The sequence below is a fragment of the [Clostridium] fimetarium genome (assembly GCF_900111235.1).
GTDB classification, from domain to species: domain Bacteria; phylum Bacillota; class Clostridia; order Lachnospirales; family Lachnospiraceae; genus Clostridium_N; species Clostridium_N fimetarium.
In genome coordinates, this window is the sequence record NZ_FOJI01000021.1 from 24,008 (window position 1) to 48,790 (window position 24,783).

General features: G+C 32.3%; 27 protein-coding genes. 23 read left to right on the forward strand and 4 right to left on the reverse strand.

Going from position 1 to position 24,783, the window contains the following annotated elements:
- Window positions 1-24 precede the first annotated feature (24 nt).
- The 3 genes from BMY18_RS18625 to BMY18_RS18635 all read right to left on the reverse strand — a co-directional run bounded on the left by BMY18_RS18625 (window position 25) and on the right by BMY18_RS18635 (window position 2,131).
- Window positions 25-231: a hypothetical protein gene (locus BMY18_RS18625; RefSeq protein ID WP_092457407.1), complete on the reverse strand. Its 207-nt coding sequence runs from the start codon at window positions 229-231 to the stop codon at window positions 25-27.
- Between the two features lie 118 nt (window positions 232-349).
- Window positions 350-970, reverse strand: a complete 621-nt coding sequence (locus BMY18_RS18630; protein WP_092457410.1) for a DedA family protein — start codon at window positions 968-970, stop codon at window positions 350-352.
- Window positions 971-1,099: 129 nt separating this feature from the next.
- Complete coding sequence (locus BMY18_RS18635) at window positions 1,100-2,131, reverse strand: YeiH family protein (protein WP_092457414.1); 1,032 nt, start codon at window positions 2,129-2,131, stop codon at window positions 1,100-1,102.
- Window positions 2,132-2,352: 221 nt separating this feature from the next.
- Here BMY18_RS18635 and BMY18_RS18640 point away from each other — a divergent pair, with 221 nt between their 5' ends.
- From BMY18_RS18640 to BMY18_RS18675, 8 genes are all read left to right on the forward strand, one after another.
- Window positions 2,353-3,252, forward strand: coding sequence for a LysR family transcriptional regulator (locus BMY18_RS18640; RefSeq protein WP_330386018.1), 900 nt, complete (start codon window positions 2,353-2,355; stop codon window positions 3,250-3,252).
- A gap of 117 nt (window positions 3,253-3,369) precedes the next feature.
- The gene (locus BMY18_RS18645) at window positions 3,370-4,155 is read left to right on the forward strand and encodes a DUF134 domain-containing protein (RefSeq protein ID WP_092457417.1); all 786 of its coding nucleotides are present in this window, start codon (window positions 3,370-3,372) and stop codon (window positions 4,153-4,155) included.
- A 260-nt stretch (window positions 4,156-4,415) separates the two neighbouring features.
- Window positions 4,416-4,850: a Fur family transcriptional regulator gene (locus BMY18_RS18650; protein ID WP_242941072.1), complete on the forward strand. Its 435-nt coding sequence runs from the start codon at window positions 4,416-4,418 to the stop codon at window positions 4,848-4,850.
- Between the two features lie 66 nt (window positions 4,851-4,916).
- Window positions 4,917-5,219, forward strand: coding sequence for a hypothetical protein (locus BMY18_RS18655; protein ID WP_092457420.1), 303 nt, complete (start codon window positions 4,917-4,919; stop codon window positions 5,217-5,219).
- 177 nt (window positions 5,220-5,396) lie between these two features.
- Window positions 5,397-6,356 carry a metal ABC transporter substrate-binding protein gene (locus BMY18_RS18660; RefSeq protein WP_092457423.1) on the forward strand — a complete coding sequence of 320 codons (960 nt, stop codon included), beginning with the start codon at window positions 5,397-5,399 and terminating at the stop codon, window positions 6,354-6,356.
- Between the two features lies 1 nt (window position 6,357).
- Window positions 6,358-7,068, forward strand: a complete 711-nt coding sequence (locus BMY18_RS18665) for a metal ABC transporter ATP-binding protein (RefSeq protein WP_092457433.1) — start codon at window positions 6,358-6,360, stop codon at window positions 7,066-7,068.
- Window positions 7,061-7,879: a metal ABC transporter permease gene (locus BMY18_RS18670; RefSeq protein WP_092457436.1), complete on the forward strand. Its 819-nt coding sequence runs from the start codon at window positions 7,061-7,063 to the stop codon at window positions 7,877-7,879. The genes BMY18_RS18665 and BMY18_RS18670 overlap by 8 nt, the downstream gene beginning before the upstream one ends.
- Window positions 7,880-7,886: 7 nt before the next feature.
- Entirely contained in the window at window positions 7,887-8,519 is a 633-nt protein-coding gene (locus BMY18_RS18675; RefSeq protein ID WP_092457439.1) for a TIGR03943 family putative permease subunit, read from the forward strand.
- A gap of 108 nt (window positions 8,520-8,627) precedes the next feature.
- Here the strand turns inward: BMY18_RS18675 and BMY18_RS18680 are convergent, their stop codons facing one another.
- Window positions 8,628-10,697: a sodium-translocating pyrophosphatase gene (locus BMY18_RS18680; RefSeq protein ID WP_092457441.1), complete on the reverse strand. Its 2,070-nt coding sequence runs from the start codon at window positions 10,695-10,697 to the stop codon at window positions 8,628-8,630.
- 413 nt (window positions 10,698-11,110) lie between these two features.
- On the opposite strand from BMY18_RS18680, the gene BMY18_RS18685 reads away from it, so the two are divergent.
- The 15 genes from BMY18_RS18685 to arsD all read left to right on the forward strand — a co-directional run bounded on the left by BMY18_RS18685 (window position 11,111) and on the right by arsD (window position 24,783).
- Window positions 11,111-12,442, forward strand: coding sequence for an MATE family efflux transporter (locus tag BMY18_RS18685; RefSeq protein ID WP_242941073.1), 1,332 nt, complete (start codon window positions 11,111-11,113; stop codon window positions 12,440-12,442).
- Between the two features lie 93 nt (window positions 12,443-12,535).
- Entirely contained in the window at window positions 12,536-13,054 is a 519-nt protein-coding gene (locus tag BMY18_RS18690) for a DUF421 domain-containing protein (RefSeq protein ID WP_092457444.1), read from the forward strand.
- 167 nt (window positions 13,055-13,221) lie between these two features.
- Window positions 13,222-14,514: a hypothetical protein gene (locus tag BMY18_RS18695; protein ID WP_092457447.1), complete on the forward strand. Its 1,293-nt coding sequence runs from the start codon at window positions 13,222-13,224 to the stop codon at window positions 14,512-14,514.
- Window positions 14,515-14,588: 74 nt separating this feature from the next.
- A complete protein-coding gene (locus BMY18_RS18700; RefSeq protein ID WP_092457449.1) occupies window positions 14,589-14,771 on the forward strand; it encodes an SHOCT domain-containing protein in 183 nt (60 codons plus the stop codon).
- 15 nt (window positions 14,772-14,786) lie between these two features.
- Window positions 14,787-15,053 carry an SHOCT domain-containing protein gene (locus BMY18_RS18705; protein WP_092457452.1) on the forward strand — a complete coding sequence of 89 codons (267 nt, stop codon included), beginning with the start codon at window positions 14,787-14,789 and terminating at the stop codon, window positions 15,051-15,053.
- A 118-nt stretch (window positions 15,054-15,171) separates the two neighbouring features.
- Window positions 15,172-15,861: a response regulator transcription factor gene (locus BMY18_RS18710; RefSeq protein WP_242941074.1), complete on the forward strand. Its 690-nt coding sequence runs from the start codon at window positions 15,172-15,174 to the stop codon at window positions 15,859-15,861.
- Entirely contained in the window at window positions 15,858-17,243 is a 1,386-nt protein-coding gene (locus BMY18_RS18715) for a sensor histidine kinase (RefSeq protein ID WP_092457458.1), read from the forward strand. The genes BMY18_RS18710 and BMY18_RS18715 overlap by 4 nt, the downstream gene beginning before the upstream one ends.
- Before the next feature lie 113 nt (window positions 17,244-17,356).
- Window positions 17,357-18,784: a HAMP domain-containing sensor histidine kinase gene (locus BMY18_RS18720; RefSeq protein WP_092457461.1), complete on the forward strand. Its 1,428-nt coding sequence runs from the start codon at window positions 17,357-17,359 to the stop codon at window positions 18,782-18,784.
- A gap of 16 nt (window positions 18,785-18,800) precedes the next feature.
- On the forward strand, window positions 18,801-19,514 hold the full coding sequence (locus BMY18_RS18725) for a response regulator transcription factor (protein ID WP_092457464.1): 714 nt from the start codon (window positions 18,801-18,803) through the stop codon (window positions 19,512-19,514).
- A gap of 212 nt (window positions 19,515-19,726) precedes the next feature.
- Complete coding sequence (locus BMY18_RS18730) at window positions 19,727-20,401, forward strand: DedA family protein (RefSeq protein ID WP_092457467.1); 675 nt, start codon at window positions 19,727-19,729, stop codon at window positions 20,399-20,401.
- A gap of 295 nt (window positions 20,402-20,696) precedes the next feature.
- Window positions 20,697-21,020 (forward strand): ArsR/SmtB family transcription factor, encoded by a 324-nt coding sequence (locus BMY18_RS18735; RefSeq protein ID WP_092457471.1) that lies wholly within the window; start codon window positions 20,697-20,699, stop codon window positions 21,018-21,020.
- Window positions 21,011-22,651, forward strand: a complete 1,641-nt coding sequence (locus BMY18_RS18740) for an FAD-dependent oxidoreductase (RefSeq protein ID WP_092457474.1) — start codon at window positions 21,011-21,013, stop codon at window positions 22,649-22,651. Before BMY18_RS18735 ends, BMY18_RS18740 begins: the two co-directional genes overlap by 10 nt.
- 132 nt (window positions 22,652-22,783) lie before the next feature.
- Complete coding sequence (locus BMY18_RS18745; RefSeq protein ID WP_092457477.1) at window positions 22,784-23,131, forward strand: ArsR/SmtB family transcription factor; 348 nt, start codon at window positions 22,784-22,786, stop codon at window positions 23,129-23,131.
- Between the two features lie 11 nt (window positions 23,132-23,142).
- Window positions 23,143-24,216, forward strand: a complete 1,074-nt coding sequence (gene arsB, locus BMY18_RS18750; protein WP_092457480.1) for an ACR3 family arsenite efflux transporter — start codon at window positions 23,143-23,145, stop codon at window positions 24,214-24,216.
- Between the two features lie 180 nt (window positions 24,217-24,396).
- Window positions 24,397-24,783, forward strand: a complete 387-nt coding sequence (gene arsD, locus BMY18_RS18755; protein ID WP_092457483.1) for an arsenite efflux transporter metallochaperone ArsD — start codon at window positions 24,397-24,399, stop codon at window positions 24,781-24,783.

The following is a 24,783-nucleotide window of genomic DNA, read 5'->3' on the forward strand; positions in this document are numbered from 1 at the left end:
AAATAATAATAGTGGTTTTTTTATCTAACTTTCCTCTATTTCAGGAAGGACACCAAGATTAGCACCTGATTTTGCTAATGCAACATTACGGGATTGAATAATCAAATTAATATTAGAACCCAAAGATGAAAAAAATGATGCTATTTCTGCTAATTCAATTTGCGTTTTTCCTTGTGAAATTGCTTCTGCCAAAGTAATGGATAGAGCCAAATTACTAATCTCTGCACTCATATTTGTTATATAATCCTTTCTGTACAAAATAGCAAAATATTATTATTATTATTTGTCGTAGTATTGTTTTGCTACTTCTTGGTGTTTTTAAAATATAATGTATATTATAATATTATAATCAATTGTCTTTTTTGAAATGCTTATTATATATTAAATATATTCCCATAAAAATAAAGCATATGATAAAAGCACAGGCTAGAATATATGAAAAAGGACTTATATTATTTGTGATAATTTCTATTGATGCTTTTATAGTCACTCCAAAGGTTACTAAAACTGTATTCCATATTGTGATTCCAATTAATGTAAGCACTAAAAATAACAATAAGTTCATTTGGGCCATTCCAGCAGGAATTGAAATCAGACTTCCCAGAATAGGAATACATCTACCAAATAAGACAGAATATTTTCCTTTATGTAAAAACCAATCTTTCGATTTATATATATCCTCTTTTTTGAAACCTATTATATGAGCAATCTTACCTTCAGCAAACTTTTGTAATCTATCTGGTGTGAAAAAGCGCCCCACGGAATATAGAATGATAGCACCGGTTAGTTCACCTAGCGTTGCAAATATTATAACTCCATATTTAGACAGTCTGGTAAAAGTAGTCATGTACCCGCCTAATGTTAAGATAAATTCCGCGGGAATAATCGGAAAAATACTTTCTAGGGCGGTAAGTAAATAAATCCCCCAATATCCATAATTATTTACAATCTGTAAAGTCCATTCTTTCATATTTAGCCTTTTTTTATATTCTATAATAGCTTATGATTGTTTTATAACAATTAGAAAAAAAGATTTTTTTATTTTTTGTCCTCATAATCTTATTATATTTGAAGGGAGAACAATCATATAAAAGAGTATTTACCAAATTCCAAGAAAATGTTGCATTAATAGGCTTACTGTAGTGATTCCAATCCAACAACAAAACCCCATAAAAATTGATTTTCCACCTGTTTTTACTAGCTTTATAATATCTGTATTAAGACCGATAGCTGCCATTGATAAGATGATGAAGAATTTACTAAGATCCTTGAATGGCGCAAATATATAAGAAGGAACACCAACGCCCGTAGCTATAGTGGTAATAATAGATGCAATTAAAAAATATAGGATAAATATTGGAAAACTTTTTTTGAAATCAATTTTGACTCCATCTGTAATTTTACTTTTTCGTGTACGAATGAATGTAAGCACAAGCGTAATAGGAATTATGGCTAAAGTTCTTGTTAATTTCACTGTAACTGCCTTATCTAATGTAGCTGAAGATAGATTATACATACTATCCCAGGTAGAAGCTGCGGCAGTTACGGATGAAGTATCATTGATTGCGGTTCCGGCAAAGATACCAAAGGGTTCCCCGGAAGTTTTGGAGAAACCAAGCCAGGCGCCAAAGGCTGGAAACAAGACAGCAGCAAGTATATTAAAGAAGAAGATAACAGAGATGGCTTGTGCAACTTCCTCATCATCTGCATCTATAACCGGAGCAGTGGCTGCGATTGCGGAACCACCACAAATCGAAGAACCTACACCTACTAAGGTAGAAATCTTTGATGGAATATGCATTGCTTTATGCAGTACAAATGAAATAATAAGCGAAGTAGTTATAGTACCAATAATAATAGGAAGCGACTGTTTTCCTGTTTTTAGTATTACAGAAAGATTTAAACCAAAACCTAGTAGGATGACTGCATACTGTAAGATTTTTTTTGAGGTGAATTTGATGCCAGATTCAAATTTGCTTTTGTTTTTGATGAAGATGGTAATAATCATGCCAAGTAAAATTGCAATTACAGGGCCACCTATAATGGGGAATATTATTCCGAGTAACCATGATGGAATTGCAATGATTAGACAGATTAATAACCCTGGCCAATTCTTTTTTATGAATTTCATTTTTTTTTACTCCTTTTATTTTTAACAACATTCATTACATACATTTATAACGAACATTAGTTTCAATATTTATGGTATCATAGATTTATGATAAAATATAATTATGATTATTTATAGTTCTATAAATTTATGTTATAGTCAATTTATAGTTTCTGTAACAGTTACATTAAAAGTCGTATAACTGCTATATAATTTTTATTATTAAGTTAAGTAGATATCTAATGAAAGGAACATATTTAATTATGATGGATTTTAGAATTGATACTTTTTTAACTGTATGTAGATTGATGAATTTCACAAAAGCTGCGGAGGTACTTCACATTACACAACCGGCGGTATCCCAACATATCCATTACCTGGAAGATTTTTATTGTGCAAAGTTGTTTGTATATGAAGGGAAAAAAATGAATCTAACCAATGCTGGAAATGCTTTGTATCAAGCGGCGGTCACAATGAAACATGATGACCTTTATTTGAAGGAAAGTATTCTTGATTTAAATCAAAGAAAAACAAGATTATTATTTGGAGCAACTTTGACTATAGGTGAATTTGTAATGCCAGCACATTTGAAAATATATTTAGATTTATATCCAGATACTGAAGTTCGAATGATTATAGGAAATACAAGTGAACTGTTAGAGAAGCTCCGTCTTGGTGAAATAGATTTCGCAATTGTCGAGGGGAATTTTGCAAAGGATCAGTATGATTATCTAATGTATTCGCATGAAAAATATATACCAGTGTGTAGTAAAGATTATTGCTTTGTGAAAAAACCTAAGAATTTAAAGGATCTGTTATTAGAACGGATTATTGTAAGAGAAAATGGATCTGGAACAAGAAAAATTTTTGAGGAAAATCTAGAGACTAGGAATTTGGTTATAGGAGATTTTAGTTGTGTAGTTGAAATTGGAGGAATGAATGCCATTAAGTCGATGGTGCTAGCTGGTTGTGGCATTACTTTTTTATATGAAGCGGCAGTCAGAAATGAATTGGAAAGTGGCTTTTTAAGACGAATAATATTGAACGATTTCCATGTGTCGCATGATTTTTCGTTTATCTGGAATAAAGGTAGTGTTTTTTCTGAGAACTATAACAAAATATATGAAATATTAAAAGCTTAATTATGAAATAATAAGAGTCTGAGTTATTGACATATGTCGGAAATGGTGTATGATTATTTACATAAGTCAGAAATAAAGTTGAGATTACTAATCTGTTTCAGAAATGGAGACAAGCATATGCCAAGGCCACGAAAATATAGGAGAATTTGTTCTATGCCACAAAATGTTGGATTTGAGCCAATTGGTGAAAATAAAAACATGGATGATTTTGTGAAACTGAATGTAGATGAATATGAAGTAATCAGACTAATTGATTTTGAAAAGTTAACGCAAGAGCAGTGTGCTACGCAGATGTTTGTTTCAAGAACAACCATTACAAGCATTTACGGATTGGCTCGTTATAAAATGGCGGACGCCTTAATAAATGGAAAAAAATTAATGGTTTCCGGAGGCGAATTCAAGTTATGTGAGCATAATAGAGAATGCTGTAGAAAAGGTAGATTGGCAAATGAATCATGCATTGATTTATTTGGTGATGTAGCACTGAAAATGAAAAATCATATAAAGGAGAATGAAAAAATGAGAATAGCAGTAACTTATGAAAATGGACAAATTTTTCAACATTTCGGTCATACCGAACAATTTAAAATTTATGAGGTTGTAGATAATAAGGTGATTTCTTCACAGGTTATCGATACTATGGGAAATGGTCATGAATCATTGGCTGGGTTTTTAAAAACACAAAATGTTGATACTTTGATTTGTGGCGGCATTGGTGGTGGAGCAAAGGAATCGTTAGAGGAGGCAGGAATTAAATTGTATGGTGGCGCTAATGGTGAGGCAGATTTGTCAGTTGAGAATTTGCTTACAAACACGTTAGAGTATAATCCTGAGGTTGTATGTAAACATCATGATAATGAGGAACATAATGGTGGTGAACATAGTTGTGGCAGTCATTCTTAATGCAACGATAATTGGTAAAGTAAAGTAAAGTAAAGTAAAGAAATAGAATTGTAATATATTTTGTATTAAAATAAATGTAAAATTAAATAATATATATAAACAGTTAATGCAAATGATTTGCATTAACTGTTTACAAAAAATATAATTGGGTTTATAATTTGTAAATTGAAAGATTTATAAATTATGAGCCTTATTATATTTTTAAAATAGTAGTATTTAAAATGTTTATGTATATATATATGGAGCTAGGAGGAAGACCATTGAGCCAGATTGATGTTATACTGAAAGAAAATGGATTGAAAAGTACAAAAAGCAGAAAATTAATTTTAGATATTTTAGAAAGAGCACTGGAACCAATGAGTGCAGAAGAAATATTTATTAATGTCAGACATCAGGATGAGCTTAATTTTTCAACGGTTTATAGGACACTTTCGACGCTTACCCAGAAATTGATCACATTAAAAAATATTGAGGACGATGGAATATCTTATTATCAATTAAATAATCATAAACATAGTAATTATCTCGTATGCTCCGAATGCAGAAAAAGAATCCTACTTGACAGTTGTCCATTGGAAGAAATGACTGTAAATCTGGAGAAAAAAACTGGATTTCATATATCAGGTCATAATCTTGAATTTATTGGAGAATGTCCAGAATGTTTAGAAAATGAAATTTATAAAGTAAGTAAGTAAGTAAGTAAGTAAGTAAGTAAGTAAGTAAGTAGAAAGTAAATAGATCATGAAAATGGAGGAGAACGTATGTACAAGAATAATTTAAAAAACAAAATTGCATTGTGCCTAGCAATTCTTGCCCTTTTTGTGATTTTTTACGCAGAACTTTTTATTATAAATAACATTCATCATAATTGTAATGGAAAAAACTGCCCAATTTGTGCAGAAATCCAGATAGCTGAGTCGATGATACAGCAGTTTGGTTCTGCAGTACCACCAGTCATGCTTCTTATTGTTTTTGTATGTTTTTTTACAGAAACTACATCTATAGCAAATCAAGTAAATCTATTTAGTACTCCAGTTGAAATGAAAGTAAGAATGGATGTTTGAAAAGACAATTTCATGTGAATTGATCTAAAAGAGAATGAATGATGCAGATACGTATGAAAGGTATCTTGTATTTTTGCATTCCTTTTTTGGTAAAAAATCGTGCTAGAAATATGAAATTGTTGAAAAATAACAGAATCATAAAAACTGACACAAGCATAGAAATTGGAGAATTTAATCATGAAAAAATTATATAGAAATATATTTTTATTATTTGCCGTTGTTGTTATGATGGCAGCTTTATATGCATGCGGTACAAACGTTAATTCAACGAAAAATGAAAATGGGAAGATAAATGTTGTAGCAACAATTTTTCCAGAATATGATTTCTTACGTCAGATTGCAGGTGACCATATTAATTTGACAATGTTGTTAAAGCCAGGAGCAGAAACGCATAGTTATGAGCCTACACCAAAGGATGTATTGAATGTACAGAATGCAGACCTATTTGTATATGTGGGTGGTGATTCAGATGCGTGGGTTTCCGGCATATTAGATTCAATGGATCAAAGTAATATGAATATTGTTACATTGATGGATTGTGTAAGTCTAGTAGAAGAAGAAGCTGTTGAAGGCATGGTTGCAGAGGAAGAAAAAGATACGGATGAACCAGAAATGGATGAACATGTATGGACTTCACCAAAAAATGCAATATTAATTGCCCAGAAACTTTGCGATGAACTTTGTAAAGTTGATTCTGTAAATTCACAAGATTATAAGGCAAATACAGAACAGTATATAAAGCAATTAGAAAAATTAGATGGTGAATTTCAGGATGTTGTAGATCATGCAGTTAGAAAAGAAATCATAGTAGGGGATCGATTCCCATTTCGCTATTTTGTAGATGCTTATGGACTGACATATTATGCAGCATTTCCAGGATGTTCTACAGATACGGAAGCGAGTGCATCAACAGTAGCATTTTTGATTGACAAAATAAAGGCAGATAAAATACCGGTTATATTTCATATTGAACTTTCAAATGAGTTAATGTGCGATTCTATATGCAGTGCAACAGGAGCAAAAAAGGAACTTCTAAATGCTGTCCATAATGTAAGCAAAGATGATTTTGCAGCTGGAGTAACTTACCTTGATTTGATGGAGCATAATGTTACGGTATTAAAGGAGGCTTTAAACTAATATGAACTTAATTGACTGTAAGAATGTTACTTTTGCATATGAAGGAAAAATTGCATTAACTGATTTGAATTTCACCGTACAAAGAGGAGATTACCTATGCGTTGTAGGAGAAAATGGTGCAGGTAAAAGCACTCTGATAAAGGGGATATTACGTTTGAAAAGCCCCTCTATAGGAAAAATTCTTATAGTCGATGGGTTAAAAGCGAATCAAATCGGTTATTTACCGCAACAGACTATAGCACAGAGAGATTTTCCGGCAAGTGTATATGAAGTGGTACTTTCTGGACGCCTAAATAGCTTGGGTATATTACCCTTCTATAAACGAATCGATAAACAAGACGTTATGAAGCAATTAAAACTTCTTGGAATTGAGGATCTGAAAAATAGGTGCTACAGAGAATTATCAGGTGGACAACAGCAAAGAGTGTTATTGGCAAGAGCCTTATGCGCCAGTAAAGAGCTTCTAGTGTTGGATGAACCCATTACTGGTCTCGATCCAATTATGGCGGGAGAATTATACCGCGTTATAGCAAGAATTAATCAAGAAGAAAAAAGAACAATAATTATGGTGTCCCATGACATTCAAGGTGCAATTACGTATGGAAGTCATATTCTACATTTGGGAAATACGCAGCTTTTCTTTGGAAAAAAGGAAGATTATATGAAGAGTGAAATAGGCATACACTTTATTGGGGGTGGTAAAAATGATTAATACCTTTCAACAGATGTTATCCTACCCATTCCTGGTAAATGCATTGGTAGTGGGTATCCTTGTATCTTTATGTGCATCGCTATTAGGTGTAAGTATGGTATTAAAAAGATACTCGATGATAGGTGATGGTCTGTCACATGTTGGTTTTGCAGCATTGGCAGTTGCTTATGCAATGAATGTAGCGCCGCTAACAGTTTCAATTCCGGTTTGTGTAATTGCTGCATTTCTCTTATTGCGTATGAATGAAAATAGTAAATTGAAAGGTGATGCAGCAACGGCTCTTCTTTGTAGCGGAGCACTTGCAGTAGGTGTAATGACAATATCGCTTACTAGCGGTATGAATACTGATGTCTGCAATTATATGTTTGGTAGCATTCTTTCTATGAATAAAGCCGATGTAAGACTTTCGATTGTATTGTCCATAGTGGTTCTGATCTTGTATTTATTATTCTATAATAAAATATTTGCAGTTACATTTGACGAGACCTTTGCAAAAGCAACAGGAACTCGAAGCAATCTTTATAATATGCTGATAGCACTATTAACGGCAATTACAGTGGTTTTAGGAATGCGAATGATGGGAACATTATTGATTTCTAGTTTGATTATATTCCCTGCACTATCTTCAATGAGGATTTGTAAGCATTTTCGTTCAGTTATTATTTGTTCCGCAATGTTTTCGGTAGTCGGTTTTGTAGTAGGGATTTATTTTTCTTATATGCATTCTACTCCGACAGGTGCAAGTATAGTAATTGCAGATGTTATTATGTTTATATTGTTTAATTTAGTTGAGAAAATAAAGGCGAGGTAGATAAGAAATGAATAGTAGAAAAGAATATATACTGTTTTTATTAATTGGCATAGTTACCTTGGTATTAGGAACTACAGGTTGTAGCAAACAGCAGAGTGCAACTTTGAATAATAGAATGAAGACTCAAGATACTGCAACAACTGTATCAAATGATACTGGAGAAGCAACAAAAGGAACATCAGAATCTGCAACGCTAACGAATGGCACTTCAGATGCATCAGATGCATCTGATAAGTCTGGCTATCATTGTGATATCGAAAAAGATAAGAAAAACTTTGATGGACATGTGGATATTGTTGTTGGAAATAATCTCTATACAACACAGATTAATGACTGGTATATGAACTTTGATCAATACGTTGGAAAAACAGTTGAAATTGAAGGATATTATATTGATGATTATGCTCCATATACATTTATCGGAAGATATGGACCAACATGTCCTTATTGTAATGGTGGATATGTAAGTTTTGAATTTTATACTCAGGAGGATTTATCTTTATTGAAATCTGCTAAGGATTGGATTAATGTAAAAGGAATTCTACGACAGGGAGAAGATCCGAGTGGAATATTTTATTATATAGAAGTTCTTTCATTTGTGAAGATGGATAAAGTTGGGATGGATACAGTGACAAATTAGCATCTATAAACAAAAGAAAGGAGACTTGCTCAGTATGTGAAATCACAGATTGAGCAAGTCTCCTTAATAATTACTAATATAATATTTTAAAATAGTGTGTAATCTAAATTATAATAAATGGAACGCTACAATAAGTCCTGCAAAAACAATAGAAACCATTGAAGTAAGTTTGATTAGAATATTGATTGATGGTCCTGAAGTATCTTTGAAAGGATCACCAACTGTATCGCCAACAACTGTTGCTTTGTGCTGTGCACTTCCTTTACCACCATGTGCGCCGCCTTCAACATATTTCTTGGCATTATCCCAAGCACCACCTGCATTAGCCATCATAATAGCAAGAACAAAACCTGTAATTAAGTTTCCTGTTAGAAGACCTACAACACCGGCTGGCCCTATAAGAAGTCCAACAACAATAGGGACAATGACAGCGACTAAAGTTGGTGCAACCATTAGCTTTTGAGCAGATCTTGTACACATATCAACACAAGCAGCATAATCTGGTTCTGTTGTGCCTTCCATAATCCCAACAATTGACTTAAACTGACGTCTAACTTCAATTACAATTGCCTGAGCAGCAATACCTACTGCATCCATAGTAAGTGCAGCAAATAGGAATGGTAACATACCACCAATTAAAAGACCAACAAGTACGATTGGATTCGTAATTGATAAATCAAAATTAAAACCACCTTCGATACCTTTTACTTTATCAATATAAGAAGCAACTAATGCAAGTGCGGTTAAGGCTGCTGAACCAATTGCAAAGCCTTTTCCAGTAGCAGCTGTTGTATTTCCTAGAGAATCCAATGCATCAGTTCTTTCTCTTACATTCGCATCCATATGTGTCATCTCAGCAATGCCACCAGCATTATCAGCGATTGGACCATATGCATCTGTTGCTAATGTAATACCTAAAGTCGATAACATTCCAACAGCAGATAAACCAATTCCATAAAGACCAAGATTGAAATCACCTGCACCACCTGCACAATAGTAACTTGCAAGAATAGAAGTAGCAACGATTAAAACTGGGGCAACTGTTGAAAGCATACCAAGTGAAAGACCGCTGATAATTACTGTTGCAGCGCCAGTTTCACTTGAATCAGCCAATTTTTGTGTTGGCTTATATGTATCAGATGTGAAATATTCTGTAACAGCTCCAATTAAAACACCCGCAACCAATCCTGAAATAATAGCTCCATAAAGTCCCATATGATCAGGAAGTAAAATCCTGATTACAAAATAGGAAGCAACTATAATAATTGCGGCACTAATATAAGTACCTGTTCTAAGAGCCTTGAGAAGATTCTTTTGTGAAGCACCTTCTTTTGTTTTGACAAAAAATGTACCAATTATTGATGCAAGTACTCCAAGTGCGGCTATCATCATTGGAACAGAAACACCAGCCATTCCATATCCTGCAGCAACAGCAAGAGCTCCGGTTGATACAATAGAACCAACATATGATTCATAAAGATCAGCACCCATTCCAGCTACATCACCTACATTATCACCTACGTTATCAGCAATAACAGCTGGATTACGTGGATCATCTTCTGGAATTCCAGCTTCAACTTTACCAACAAGATCAGCGCCTACATCAGCAGCCTTAGTGAATATACCACCACCAACTCTAGCAAATAATGCCATACTAGATGCACCCATACCAAATGTTAGCATATTAGTTGTGATTGATGAAATATCACCTGGGAAAACTGCATTCAATATAAAGAACCATATTGAAAGATCAAGAAGTCCAAGTCCAACTACTGTAAATCCCATAACAGAACCAGCTGAAAAGGCAACTTTAAGTCCCTTATTCAAGCTAAGTGAAGCTCCTTGAGCAGTTCTACTGTTAGCCATGGTAGCAGTACGCATACCAATGAAGCCTGACAGTCCTGAAAAGAAACCACCTGTTAAAAATGCAAAAGGAGTGAAAAAGCTTAAGTATCCTCCTATTGCCATACCAAACAAAATAACAAAAACTACTGCGAAAAATATCGCTACGCCAGAATACTGACGTTTCAGATATGCGTTAGCGCCTTTTCGTACGGCTTCAGAAATATGAATCATCTCTGCTGTACCCTCTGGTTGCTTTTTAACGCGTAAGAACATACAAAAAGCAAAAATAAGTGCTAGCGTTGACCCCGCTGCAACGAAATACATTACTTCCATTGTTATAATACCTCCTAGTAAAATTTTTCGAATATTCTTTTATTATATAACACAGTTTGTACAATATCAACTAAAAATTAATATAAAGATTGTTAAAAAATATACAATATTAACAAAACAAATCAAAATAACTGTATTTTAAATTAAAATTTACAATAGTAGAGTAATATCCTTATAATATACAAAAAATAGCTTTAAAAATCATATAATTTAATAATATTTCCAAAATATTACAATTGTAAAAAATCAATTCAATCATGAATTATTTATATTGTAGAAAAGAATTCATTGATTTTTTGATAATTTGACGTTTGATGTAATAACATGATAATATCCATATATCGAATTTATAATGAAAAAATATAGAAACTTCATTATTTTTTTTAAAACAATATAATATACGAAATAAATGATTGGATATTAGTAAAATATTTGATAATACATATTTGAAAAAATTGATACTGCCAATAATCATAGAACAGATACTGGCAGTTACAATAGGAATAGTTGACATGCTTGTGATTTCAACTGTAAGCCAGTCAGCTTTGACTGGTGTAGCTTTAATCGAAAATATTAATAGGCTTATTATTCAAATAATGGCAGGATTTTCAATGGGCGGGATTGCGGTATGCAGTCTTTACTTTGGTAAAAAAGACGAAGAAACCGCAAAAAAAGTATGCGCACAGCTTGAGATAATAATGCTAATATTTTCTGTTTTAATGATGCTGATTTGTATCATCGGAAATAAGGCTTTAATTTCATTAATCTTTGGAAACATAGATAATGATGTTATGAAATCTGCACAGACTTTTTTGGTTATTTCAGCGTTATCATATCCTTTTCTTGGAATATATAATGCGGGTGCTGCAATTTTTAGAAGTAGTGGAAATAGTAAAATAAGTATGCAGTTAAGTTTTTTAATGAATATAATAAATTTGTGCCTTAATATGATGTTTGTTTTTTTGTTTCACCTTGAAGTGTTAGGGGTTGCAACAGCATCACTTATCAGTAGAGCTCTAAGTGGCATAATAATATCATATTTAGTATGCTCGCCCAAAAATCCAATACAAATAAAGGGTATAAGAGTGTTTAGGCCTAAAATAGATTTAATTAAAAAGATTCTAAATATAGCTGTTCCTAGTGGAATTGAAAATGGTATGTTTCAGATTGGAAAGTTGGCTGTAGTGAGTATGATAGCTGTTCTTGGCACAGATGCGATAGCTGCAAATGCAGTTGGATATACAATAATAGATTTTCCTAATATCCCTGGGGTTGCTATTGGACTTGCATTAATTACTGTCGTAGGTCAGTGTAGAGGTGCCGGTGAATATGAACAAGTATATAAATATACAAGGAAATTATTAAAATATGCATATTTAGGTGATTGGCTATGTAAGTTTATCTTATTCATATTTGCGAAAGAAATTGTATCATTGTTTTCTTTAAGTGTTGATGCAACAAATACAGCTGTATTAATATTAAGGTGTTTTTCAGTTGCTTCGATTGTAATATGGCCACTTAGTTTTACACTTCCTAATGCATTAAGAGCAATGGGGGATGCTAAATTCACAATGACTGTAAGCATTGTGTCCATGTGGATATTTAGAGTAATTAGTAGCTATATATTGGCAATTGTATTTAAAATGGGTGTATTAGGTTTATGGATTGGAATGTTTATTGATTGGTATTTCAGAGGGATTATATTTAGTGTAAGGTTCTTTGCAAGAAAAAAAAAGAATTTATAAGTAGTGATTTCTAAATATACCTATTATATATAAATAGAACAAGTTAAATAGGAGAAGTGATATAATAAAGAAAATTAATAATTGGAGGATTATATGTTTGCAAATGAGTACATAAATATCATTATTAGTTCATCAGCTGTATATTTTTTTATTATTTTTGCCATTCGCATATCGGGCAGAAAAGAATTGGCCCAGTTGTCTGTGATTGATCTTGTTTTCATCTTATTAATTAGCAATGCCGTACAGAATGCAATGGTGGGGCAAAACACATCGCTGGTCGGTGGATTGGTGGCTGCTGCTACCTTATTTGTTGTTAATTTCATACTGAAACAGCTCATGTATCGTTTTTCGAAACTTAGTAATTTAATACAAGGACAAGAGATTATGCTGATATATAATGGCGTATTAAATGAGAAGAACTTAAAAAGAGCGAGAATGAGCATAAATGAAATACAAGAAGCGGTCAGAGAACATGGCGTGTCAGAGATAAAGGATGTGGATTTAGCAGTATTAGAGGTAGATGGTAATATCAGTATTCTGTCAGATAATTATAAAGACAAGAGCGTGAAAAGGCGTAAATCATACAAGCATCTAGAACATTCAAATAACTAGATTATACAAACACTTAGATTATACAAACACTTAAATTATACAGACGTTTAGATTATGCAGACACTCAGATTTGATTAATATTATCATAAACTTTTATAAAAATATACAATGCATATTTTAGAATTGAACTGATAATATAATATAAGTAATCGAATAAAGGAAATACCATGAAAACACAAATAAAACGAAGATATCGGGCTGAAATATGGGATATCATGCAGTATATATTTGCAAATTCAATGGATCATCAAATTCATTTTCTAATCAAGTTTGACTCGTTTATTGCTATAGATAGATTAAAAAAAACGTTGAATTTATTGATTAATGAGTTCCCATTAATCGGATGCAAATTTTCGGAAAGAGGGAGTCATCCCTTCTGGGAAGAAGCTGGATTTACGGGAGAAGATATTGTGTTTATGAAGAAAACGCAAAATAGGAATGAAGATATTCAGAAAGTCTTCGGGCCCAAGATCGATGAATTTAGTGAACCTCAATTAAGAATACATATTATTAGAACACAAAAAGAGGATACGTTATGCATCAATATTAATCATATGCTATGTGATGGAGAAGGGTATAGAGACATAATCTATCGACTGAGCTCTATTTATTCGCAGCTTGAAACAGAACTAGGTTATAAGGTTAGTAGCAATATTGCGGGTATCGATAAAGTAGGTATCGATATGAGATGCCGAAATACTTGGCAAGTGCTTCAGGCTTTTAATATGAAAGATAAACTAAGGATTCTATCTAACAGATATGATTTGAAGAGAAACAAAATGACAACTGCCTATGAATTAGAAGGAGATGCGAATGCTCCATTTCTTGTTTCTCATACGATTACGCAAGCAAAATTTAAAATGATTAAGATTTATGCGAAAAGTAAAGGCGCATCAATTAACGATGTTTTATTAACGGCATATATCAGAACATTATTTAAAAATTTGAATATGCAGGTGCCAGCGATTCAATGTGTTGTTAATCTTAGGAAATATATTACAAAAAAAGAATCGGTGGGATTTTGTAATCTAACATCCACATTGATGTGTGATATCGGTGATCATATAGGAACTAATTTTGAAGATACATTGAAAATGGTAAAAAAAGTGATGGATGAAGAAAAAGGCAAACTAAATTGCTTAAATCTTATAATGAAATTAGAAATCGTATTTCGCATATTGCCATATAAAATATTCAAACGCAAAGTAATGGAATCTAATTGCTTCCCACCACTTGCTATGAGTAATATTGGAATTATTGATAAAGAACGGCTTGTTTTTGGCAAAATCAAAGTCACAAATGCATTTATCTCCGGCTCTATAAAATATTGTCCACTCATACAATTGTCCCTATCCACTTTTGACGATCGAATCACATTCAGCTTTGGATTCCATGGTACAAGTGCCGACAATGAAAAACTTACAAAGCTTCTATGTGAATTCGAAAAAGAGTTACCATAGTTAAAGTTCAATCATATTTGTGCCACATTTCCAGATTATATTAATAGTAACAAAAAAATTAGGAGGTGTTAAAGATGATGATATTTGGATGGCTACTCATTGGTCTTGGAATATACTATTTTATGAATAATGGTAAGTTAGAAAAAGTAAGATGTAATAACAGTAAAAGGCCAGAAGACGTTTTGAAAGAACGCTATGTAAATGGTGAAATTGATGAAGCAACTTATAATAAGATGAAAATGACAATTGACAGATAATCGGAGGAATTAATTATGATGTATGGAAGAGGATATACTGGAAGTGGATTTAGTGAGAATGCTAGATGTTTTGGATATGGGTTTATGAATAATGGATGGGGTATGCTAGTTGCGATAGCAGTACTTTTGATTATTTCTTTACTTATTTATATTTTCGTTCATAATAGAAATAAGAAGGTATCGCAAAGTTCTGTATTTGAGGTATTAAAAATGAAATATGTTCAGGGTGAGATATCTGAAGAAGAGTACTTGAAACGAAAGGAAGTAATAAATAGAAAGTAATAAATAGAAAGTAATAAATAGAAAGTAATAAATAGAAAGTAATACTTAGAAAATAGTATTTAGAAAATAATACTTAGTATTTACAAAATAGGTTATAGATTTTAATGGACGAGGTGCAATGATGGTTTATAGAATATTGGTGGTAGAAGATCAGAGAGAGATTAGTGATATTGTATCAAAATACTTAGCGAAAGAAGGCTACAGTGTTTGTGTCGCTAATAATGGTTTTGAAGCACTAGATTATTTCAATAAACAGGATTTTCACCTCGTTCTTTTAGATATTATGCTCCCTGGAATTAGTGGATTTGATGTATTAAAGGAAATAAGAAAGATCTCTGAGATTCCTGTGATTATGGTTACTGCAAAACAAGAAGAGATTGACCGATTAAAAGGCTTTGAAATAGGAGCAGATGATTATGTAATTAAACCATTTAGCCCTAGAGAACTCATGAAACGTATTCAAGTATTTCTTAAGAGAATTTATCATGAATCAGATGAAATAATATATAAATGTGTAGATTTAAGTCTCTATACAAAGAGTATGAAACTTATCAAGGGTGAAAAAGAAATCCCAATCACTTCTGCAGAGTATAAGTTGTTATTGGTCTTATTTAAAAACAAGGGGCAAGTCTTAACAAGAGAACAACTGATCAATCTTGCATATGGAGATGCTTATGAAGGCTATGATAGAAATATAGATAGTTATATTAAGCGAATCAGACAAAAAATTGAGAATAATCCCAAAAGCCCAGAAATACTTACAACAAAATATGGTGCTGGTTATGTATTTGGAGGTGAAGCGTTATGACAATAAAAAAGCAATGGCTATTAGTTCTCATTCTTATAGCTATTTTTTCTGTATGTGTGAACTCCTTCGTTCTAAGTACATTAACCAATCGCTATTTTAAAGATTATATCAAAGAAAATTATCAAAAACATTTTGACGAAATTGTTGAATATTCAACCATTGCTTTAAAGGAAAAGGATTTGTCAGTTAATCAAATTGTAATTGAATTAGAAACGCATCTGATTGACCCAATTACTAGGATTAAAGTGTATGATCAAAATGGTATTCTTATAGCGGATGTAAGTGCTGATAATCAGACCGTTAGTGGCAAGGGTATGATGAATGGCATGATGAGTAGAATGAAGGAAAGTCAGTTAGAAGAAGTTGATCATGCTGAGATTTTGGATGGTAATGAAGTTATAGGACAAATAAACATAACGAAATATAGTTCTGCTGAAAATTCAACAGCCGCATGGATGTTTCAGTCGTCCTTAATTAAAAACAGTCTCTATTCTATGGGTATTGTACTGACATTCGCAATCATAATTGGGATACTTGTAAGTAAAAAAATGAGCAAAGATTTAATTAACACTGCCAATATGGCACAAAATATTGACATTGGAAATGATACTCCAAATTACCATTCAAAAGTAAAAGAAATTAGAGTGATACAACAAAGCTTGGAATTATCAAAGACCAGGTTAAAACTTAAACAAAAAAGTAGGAAAGCCCTAATTGATCAACTGATCCATCAGACAAGAACTCCACTTACAATTTTAAGAACGCATTTAGAGGGTATCGAAGATGGAGTGATTGATATGACACCAGAAGAAATTAAAACATGTGAAAATCAAATAGAGAATATTACGTTTATCATTACAAATATGAGCGGTATGATTGATGCTGAAAAGCAAATTGAAGAACTACATGTTGAAGAATTTGAAATGAGTCAGGTTATAAAACAAATCGTAAATGGACTTAAAGTGCAGTTTGAAAAGAAGAAAATAGCGTTAAAGGTTACTGGACAGCCCAAGGTTATGATAAGTACTGATAAATATAAATTAAGCCAAGTAATATATAATATATTGACCAATGCATATAAATTTACCAAGCCAAATGGAACCGTTCGCTTGTATTATCAGTTAACTTCAGAAAACTTGATTTTAACGATAGAAGACAATGGCCCCGGTATTTGTGAAGAAGATCAAGCAAAAATATTTGATGCATACTATAAAGTTGATATTAGTGGGAATATGGTTGGTGAAGGGATTGGATTATTTGTTGCAAATGAAATTTTGACTAGTATAAATGGTTCAATTACGGTTGAATCAAAGTTAAATAAAGGAAGTAAATTTATTATTGTTATACCTAGACAATTTGTGCTCAAAGAGGAAGAAGTTTAGCAGTATCATGTATAATAATGTTGTTAAAAATATGTGAGGAGTATATTATTAAAATAATATATATAAATTTAGCAAAGAGAAAGTGAATCACTGTTAGATAGGAGTAAAATAGAATGACAATAAAAAAGAGAATATTTATCTCGAATACAGTCATGGTTTTTGGCTCTCTGCTTATATTGCTATTCATAGCTTGGGGAATTGTCAGCTTATTCAAAGAAAAATATTTAAATGAAAATAGTCAAAATGTACAGTTGGCAGAAAATAGTTATGAGGTTCAAGGAATATTAATCAATGCATCAAGCTTGGATAAAGATTGGACGTCTATTAGTGTCGCTCTACACAACTATGGGTTTGAACTTTATGTGACGGATGATAATGGAAATGAACTTTACTCTAATATTAAACATAGTGAAATGGAGTGCTTGGAGGGATTATTGTCGGATGAGAAATTTGATACTGATAAAGTAGTTCTATACTATTTGGAAAATGTCACCATAGCGAAAGAAAAAATTAATAATAATGGAGATATTAAATATTTTTATGCGGTTAATTATCCTGATAAATATGCATTTCTAGGTGTCGGTCGTGGTATGTTTGAAATGTTTATTATTCTATTTTTGATGATTTGTTTATTTGCAATTGTAGGGTTATTATTATCCAGCCAATTCTTTACTAAAATGCTAATTAAGAGAATTTTAAAGCCTGTAGAAGAATTAAAGATGGCAGCAAGTCGTATTAATGAAGGAAATCTGGATGAACTGATAATTTATGATAATCCTGATGAATTTCAAGAAGTTTGTTCGACCTTTAATAATATGCAAAAGCACTTAAAAGAAGGAATGGAAAAAAATGCGACTTATGAAAAGGCAAGAACAGATATGATTTCTGGGATTTCACATGATTTGCGCACACCATTAACATCAGTAAAAGGCTATATTAAAGGAATAAAAGATGGAGTAGCAAATACATCCGAGAAACAGGAGCAATATTTAAATATTGCCTATAAAAAAGCATGTGAAATGGATATATTATTGCAGAATTTATTTTATTTTTCAAAACTCGATACAGGAAACATGCCATTTTATAAACAGGATATAGAACTTTCAAAATGGATTAGCAGTTATGTGAAAGAAAAAAGTGAAGAATTATTACAAAAAAATATCATATTAATATTTGAGCCGGATAGGTTTGAGCATAAAGTATCTATTGATGTGGAACAAATAAAAAGAGTATTTGATAATGTTATAGAAAACAGTGTAAAATATGTGGACGTTGATGATATCATTCTGGAGTTACGTCTTTTTAAAGAGGATACAAAAGTGTGTATCTGTATTTCGGATAATGGACATGGGATTGAGGATGAAAAATTACCACTCTTGTTTGAACAATTCTATCGTGGAGATGAATCTAGAAATAGTAAAAATGATGGAAACGGATTAGGATTATACATTTGTAGATATATTATAGAAGAACATTGTGGAACAATAGAAGCAAAAAATCAGAATGGACTGAGTATATATATACGACTGCCAGAAAAATAGAAAGGAGGGATTTTAGTTGGCAAAAATTTTAATAGTAGAAGATGATGAAGAAATTGGTATGTTAGAAAAAGATTATCTTGAAATTAGTGGTTATGAGGTAGAACTAGTTGCGGATGGAATTAGAGCAAAAAAATTGTTGCTAGGAGGTAGCTATGATTTAGTGATTTTGGATTTGATGTTACCGGGAAAAAACGGATATTGTATTTGTAAAGAAATCAGAGAAGAAATTGATATTCCTATAATTATGGTAACAGCAAAGACTGAGTCTATCGATAAAATAAGAGGGTTAGGTTTAGGCGCCGATGATTATGTTGCGAAACCCTTTGATCCAGCTGAATTAGTAGCAAGAGTTAAGTCTCATTTAAGCAGATATGCAAGGTTGACGAATCTTACACATAACCAAGATCACTTACAAGTAAGTCATAAGGATTGTGCGATTGTAGTTGGAAACCTGAAAATTTTCGCAAATAATTGGAAAGTTTATATAGGAGAATCCGAAATAAAATTTCCAAACCGTGAATTTGAATTATTGAAATTCTTAGCCATGAACCCTAATATAGTTTTTTCAAAAGAGTATTTATTTGAAAAAATATGGGGATACGATTATATTGGGGACAGTGCAACAGTGACTGTACATATTAATCGTATTAGAGAAAAAATTGAAGAAGACAGTAAGAACCCACAGATAATAGAAACCGTGTGGGGCGCAGGATATCGTTTGAATTTATAATGAGAGAATAGACAGAGCATGAGTGATTACAATATTTATATTGTAGTTACCCATGTTTTTGTTTAGATAATAGTTCTGAATTGTTTAAACAATTGAATTTGTTTAGAAAATGTTTATAAATTAACATTTGCATATTTACAATTATTTGTTATGATATTAATATCTGAAATCGAGAAGTATCAGACTACTTTGAAATTATGAATGGAGAAAAAATGAGTTTTATAAGAACTTTTATAAATGCAATATTACATCTTGATAAATATTTAAATGTAATTATACAAAATTACGGGATGTGGACATATGGACTTTTGTTTTTAATAATATTTTGTGAAACTGGATTAGTTTTAACTCCTTTTTTACCTGGGGATTCTTTGTTATTTGCCACTGGAGCACTCGCTTCTACTGGGTCACTTAATATTTTTGCTTTATTTATCATCTTTTTTGTAGCTGCGGTTCTGGGTGATACTGCAAATTATCATATTGGTAAAAAGATAGGAAACGGAATTCTAGAGAAAGAAAGTGTAAAATTTATAAATAAAGAATATCTTAACAAAGCACAGAACTTTTACAAAAAACATGGATCTATTACTATCGTATTAGGAAGATTTATACCGATAATAAGAACTTTTGTGCCATTTGTAGCAGGAATAGGGAAGATGAAGTATTCAAATTTCATCACTTATAATATTATCGGAGGATTTTTGTGGGTTACATTAATGTTAGGCGCAGGCTACTTTTTTGGAGGATTACCTTTTATAAGAGATAATTTTTCTTTTGTAGTAATTGCTATAATAGCGATATCTGTTGTTCCAGCAATTATTGCATTTGTTAATAGCAAGAGACATGAAGATAATCGTGAAGAAGAGACTAATGATATAGAGATTTAATATTATTACATTTATCCATTAGAAACATATGTTATGTTCTATATATTCAAATGATTTTACTTAAGAGAATACGAAGAGCCCAATACAGTGATAATAATCTGTATTGGGCTTTTATATTTATCGAGAAAAAGACATTGACATTTGTCTATGTGAATTGTATAATCAAGACATAGATAAATATCTATACGATTTTGCAATGTTATATTTAAATAATAGGAGTAGAATTTTAAAAAAAGATGTTTGTTTTGGTTATATGTAAAGGAAAAAATATCAATTATGTTTGGGAGGATTTAAAATGGAGTTATCAATTGAATATGCACCCATTTTCAAGGCACTAGGAGATGAAACAAGACTGAAGATTATAGAGATTTTATCATGTGGTGAAATTTGTGCCTGTGAAATTCTTGAATCATTTCATATTACACAACCAACGCTTTCCTACCATATGAAGATATTAACTGATTGTGGCCTTGTAAAGAGTAGAAAAGATGGGTCATGGATAAGATATAGTAATAATGTAGTATTAGTTGAAGCAATTAAGCAGTTTTTGGATTTGATAACAACGGAGCAAGATGACTGTATCTGTAAAAGTGCGAAGGAGGATGTAAGATGCGATTAGTTATAATTGGTGCAGTAGCTGCTGGAACTTCAGCTGCGGCAAAGGCAAGAAGAAACGATGAGGATGCCCAGATCGTTATATATGATAAGGATAATTTTATTTCATACTCAGGATGTGGAATGCCATATTTCATTGGTGGGGAAGTTGAAGACGCAGATGAATTAACACCACGTGACCCTGCTTTTTTTAAAAGTAAATATAATGTAGATGTATTCATTTTGCATGAAGTACTTTCTATTAATGTACATGAAAAGTCTATGAAGATTAAGAATCTTTCAACTGGAGAAGAGTTTGAGGATACTTATGATAAACTTGTAATCGCAACTGGAGCCAGAGCCATTTTACCTCCTATAAAGGGAGCAGAGAACAAGAATGCATTTACACTAAGAAATATTGGCGATATGAAAAAAATAAAATCATATATCAATGAATTTCTTCCTAAAACAGCAGTTATTATTGGAACCGGATTCATTGGACTTGAAGTGTGTGAGAATCTAAAAAAGCTTGGGATAAATGTAACACTTGTTGAGAAGTTACGTCAGGTAACGCCAGGGCTTGATCCTGATATGGCAATATATGTAAAAGATCATCTTGAGAAAAATGGTATCACTGTATTAACAGGAGTGTCTGCCACTGAAATCAATATAGATAGTGTTGTTTTATCTGATGGGAATATGATAAAAGCAGATATGGTTTTGATTTCTGTAGGAGTGCGTCCCAATACAGCGATTGCAACACAAGCTGGAATTGAGCTTGGGATAACCAAAGCAATTAAAGTAGATGAAAAAATGCGAACTAACATAGAAGACATATATGCTTGTGGTGATTGCATCGAGCACTTTAATATAGTGACAGGTAGCCCAACATATCGTCCATTGGGTTCAACCGCTAATAAAACTGGAAGAATAGCTGGTGATAGTGTAACAGGAGGAGACCTTGCTTTTAGAGGAATTTTGGGAACTGGAATATTTCAACTATTTGGTATGACAATCGCCCAGACTGGATTATCAGAAAGAGAAGCAACCGAATTAGGATATGACATCGCTGTTTGCCATAATATCAAGCCCAATAAGCCTGAGTATATGGGTGGTAAAGAAATGGTCATCAAAGCTGTTGCGGATAAATCAAACGGACGATTAGTAGGCGTTCAGATTGTTGGATTTGAAGGCGTTGATAAACGAATTGATGTGTTTGTTACAGCAATTACATTTAAGGCCAAAGTGGAAGATTTATTTCATCTTGATTTGGCATATGCTCCACCATTTTCAACTACAAAGGATCCAGTTATGTATACGGGAATGATTTTAGACAATGCAATTCATAAAGGAAGACCACTTATGACCGCGAGTGCCTTAAAGACACTTATGGAATCAGGTGAAAAGTATGAGCTTATTGATGCAAGAGCTGCCGGGCAATATGAAAAGGCACACGTTGAAAATGCCGAAAATATACCACACGCAAAACTTAGAGTTTCACTAAAATCACTAGATAAAGAAGTCGTTGCTATTACTTACTGTAATAAAGGAGTAACAGGAAATGCTGCGCAGAATATTTTGATCAATGCAGGATTTAAAAAAGTGTATAATCTTTCTGGTGGACATAAGCAATATAGCAAATCTATGAAAATCTAGATAAAGCGATTCTAGTAAAAGGGAATTTAGAAAAAGTAAATATATTAAGCTAATCAATGAATGACTCTTACATGCATAGTATATGCATATATGCGCATATACTTATGTAAATGAGAAGAGGTGTTGTTGTAAATGATTGATAAATTCAAAGCACTGTCAGAAGAAAGTCGATTGAGAATATTAACGTTATTAATGGAAAGACAGATGTGTGTCTGTGAAATTGAAGCTTGTTTACACATGACACAGTCTAATGCATCAAGACATCTTACAGTTCTAAAACAATGTGGTATTTTAGAAAACGATAAGAAAGCACAATGGGCATATTACAGAATTAGTGAAAACTTTAAAGAAGAACACAAAGGGCTATGGGAATACTTACAAATAAAGATAAAAGAACTTCCTTCCTATCAATTAGACCGAAAGGAATGCGAAAAGTACAAAACGATAGATATTTGTGCAATTTCGAATGAACCACATTAAAGGAGAAAAAAATGAATAAAGAAAAGTCGTTACAAATAGGTTTCTTTCAAAAATATTTAACAATTTGGGTTGCTCTTTGTATGGTATTGGGCGTGTTGATTGGAAAATTTCTTCCAGTAGTGCCGCAGTTTTTTGGTAAGTTTGAATATGCAAATGTATCAATACCTACAGCAATTTTGATTTGGGTTATGATTTATCCAATGATGATGAAAGTTGACTTTCAAAGCATTAAAGATGTTGGGAAAAATCCCAAAGGGTTGTATGTAACATGGATAACAAATTGGTTAATCAAACCATTTTCGATGTTTGGTATTGCCTCCTTCTTTTTCTACGTAGTATTTAAAGGACTGATACCAGCCGATCTTGCAAAACAATATTTAGCAGGAGCAGTTTTATTGGGTGCAGCACCATGTACTGCAATGGTATTTGTATGGAGTCAGTTAACAAAAGGAAATCCAGCTTACACAATTGTTCAAGTAGCAACCAATGATTTGATTATATTAATTGCATTTGTACCCATTGTTAAATTTTTGCTAGGCGTTAGTGATGTTTCAGTACCATGGGATACCTTGATCCTATCAGTTGTACTTTTTGTAGTCGTTCCATTGCTTGCTGGAATCCTCACAAGAATGTTTATTAGCAAAAATAAAGGGGTAGAGTATTTTGAAAAACAGTTTCTGCCTAAGTTTGACAATGCAACCGTAGTAGGGTTACTATTGATGTTAGTATTATTGTTTTCCTTCCAGGGCGATATTATCTTAAACAATCCACTTCATATTTTATTAATTGCAGTACCTCTGACAATTCAGACCTTCTTGATTTTCTTTATTGCATATATTGCAGCTAAGTTTTTGAAGCTACCACACAATATTGCAGCTCCTGCAGGGATGATTGGTGCATCTAACTTCTTCGAACTTTCAGTGGCAGTAGCAATTGCACTATTTGGAATGCAATCACCGGCAGCACTTGCTACAGTTGTTGGGGTGTTAACAGAAGTACCAATTATGTTGATTTTAGTAAAAATTGCAAACAACACAAAAAAATGGTTTCCACCGGCTATGAAAGAAAAAAATATAATTAAATAAATCTATGATAATAAGACAATAGAGAACTAACACATATAAATTAATGAATCGATAGTAAATGAATCGATAGTAAATGAATCAATAATTGATAAATCAATAGTTAATAGAAGATCAATATTAAATAGAAGATCAATAGAAAATCGATAGTAAAAAATAAAAATAAGAATGGAGAAATTTATTATGAAAAAAATGCAAATATTTGAACCAGCTATGTGTTGCTCCACCGGACTTTGCGGTGTTGGTGTGGATCAAGAACTACTAAGGATTTCAACAGTATTAAATACATTGGATAAAAATGGAGTGAAAGTAGAAAGATTTAATCTATCTAGCGCACCACAAGAGTTTGTGACGAACAAAGTAGTGAACAATTTAATTATGGAAAAAGGTGTTGATGAGTTACCAGTTACTATTTTAGATGGTCAAATCGTGATATCCGGTAGATATCCCCAAAGTGAAGAATTTGTTAAGTTACTTGAAATTCCAGCAATCTTTTTAGGTGAACAGCCAAAGGCAGTTGAAGATACAGTTGAAAAATCGGAAGGCTGCGCTGGCGGGGATTGCTGTTAA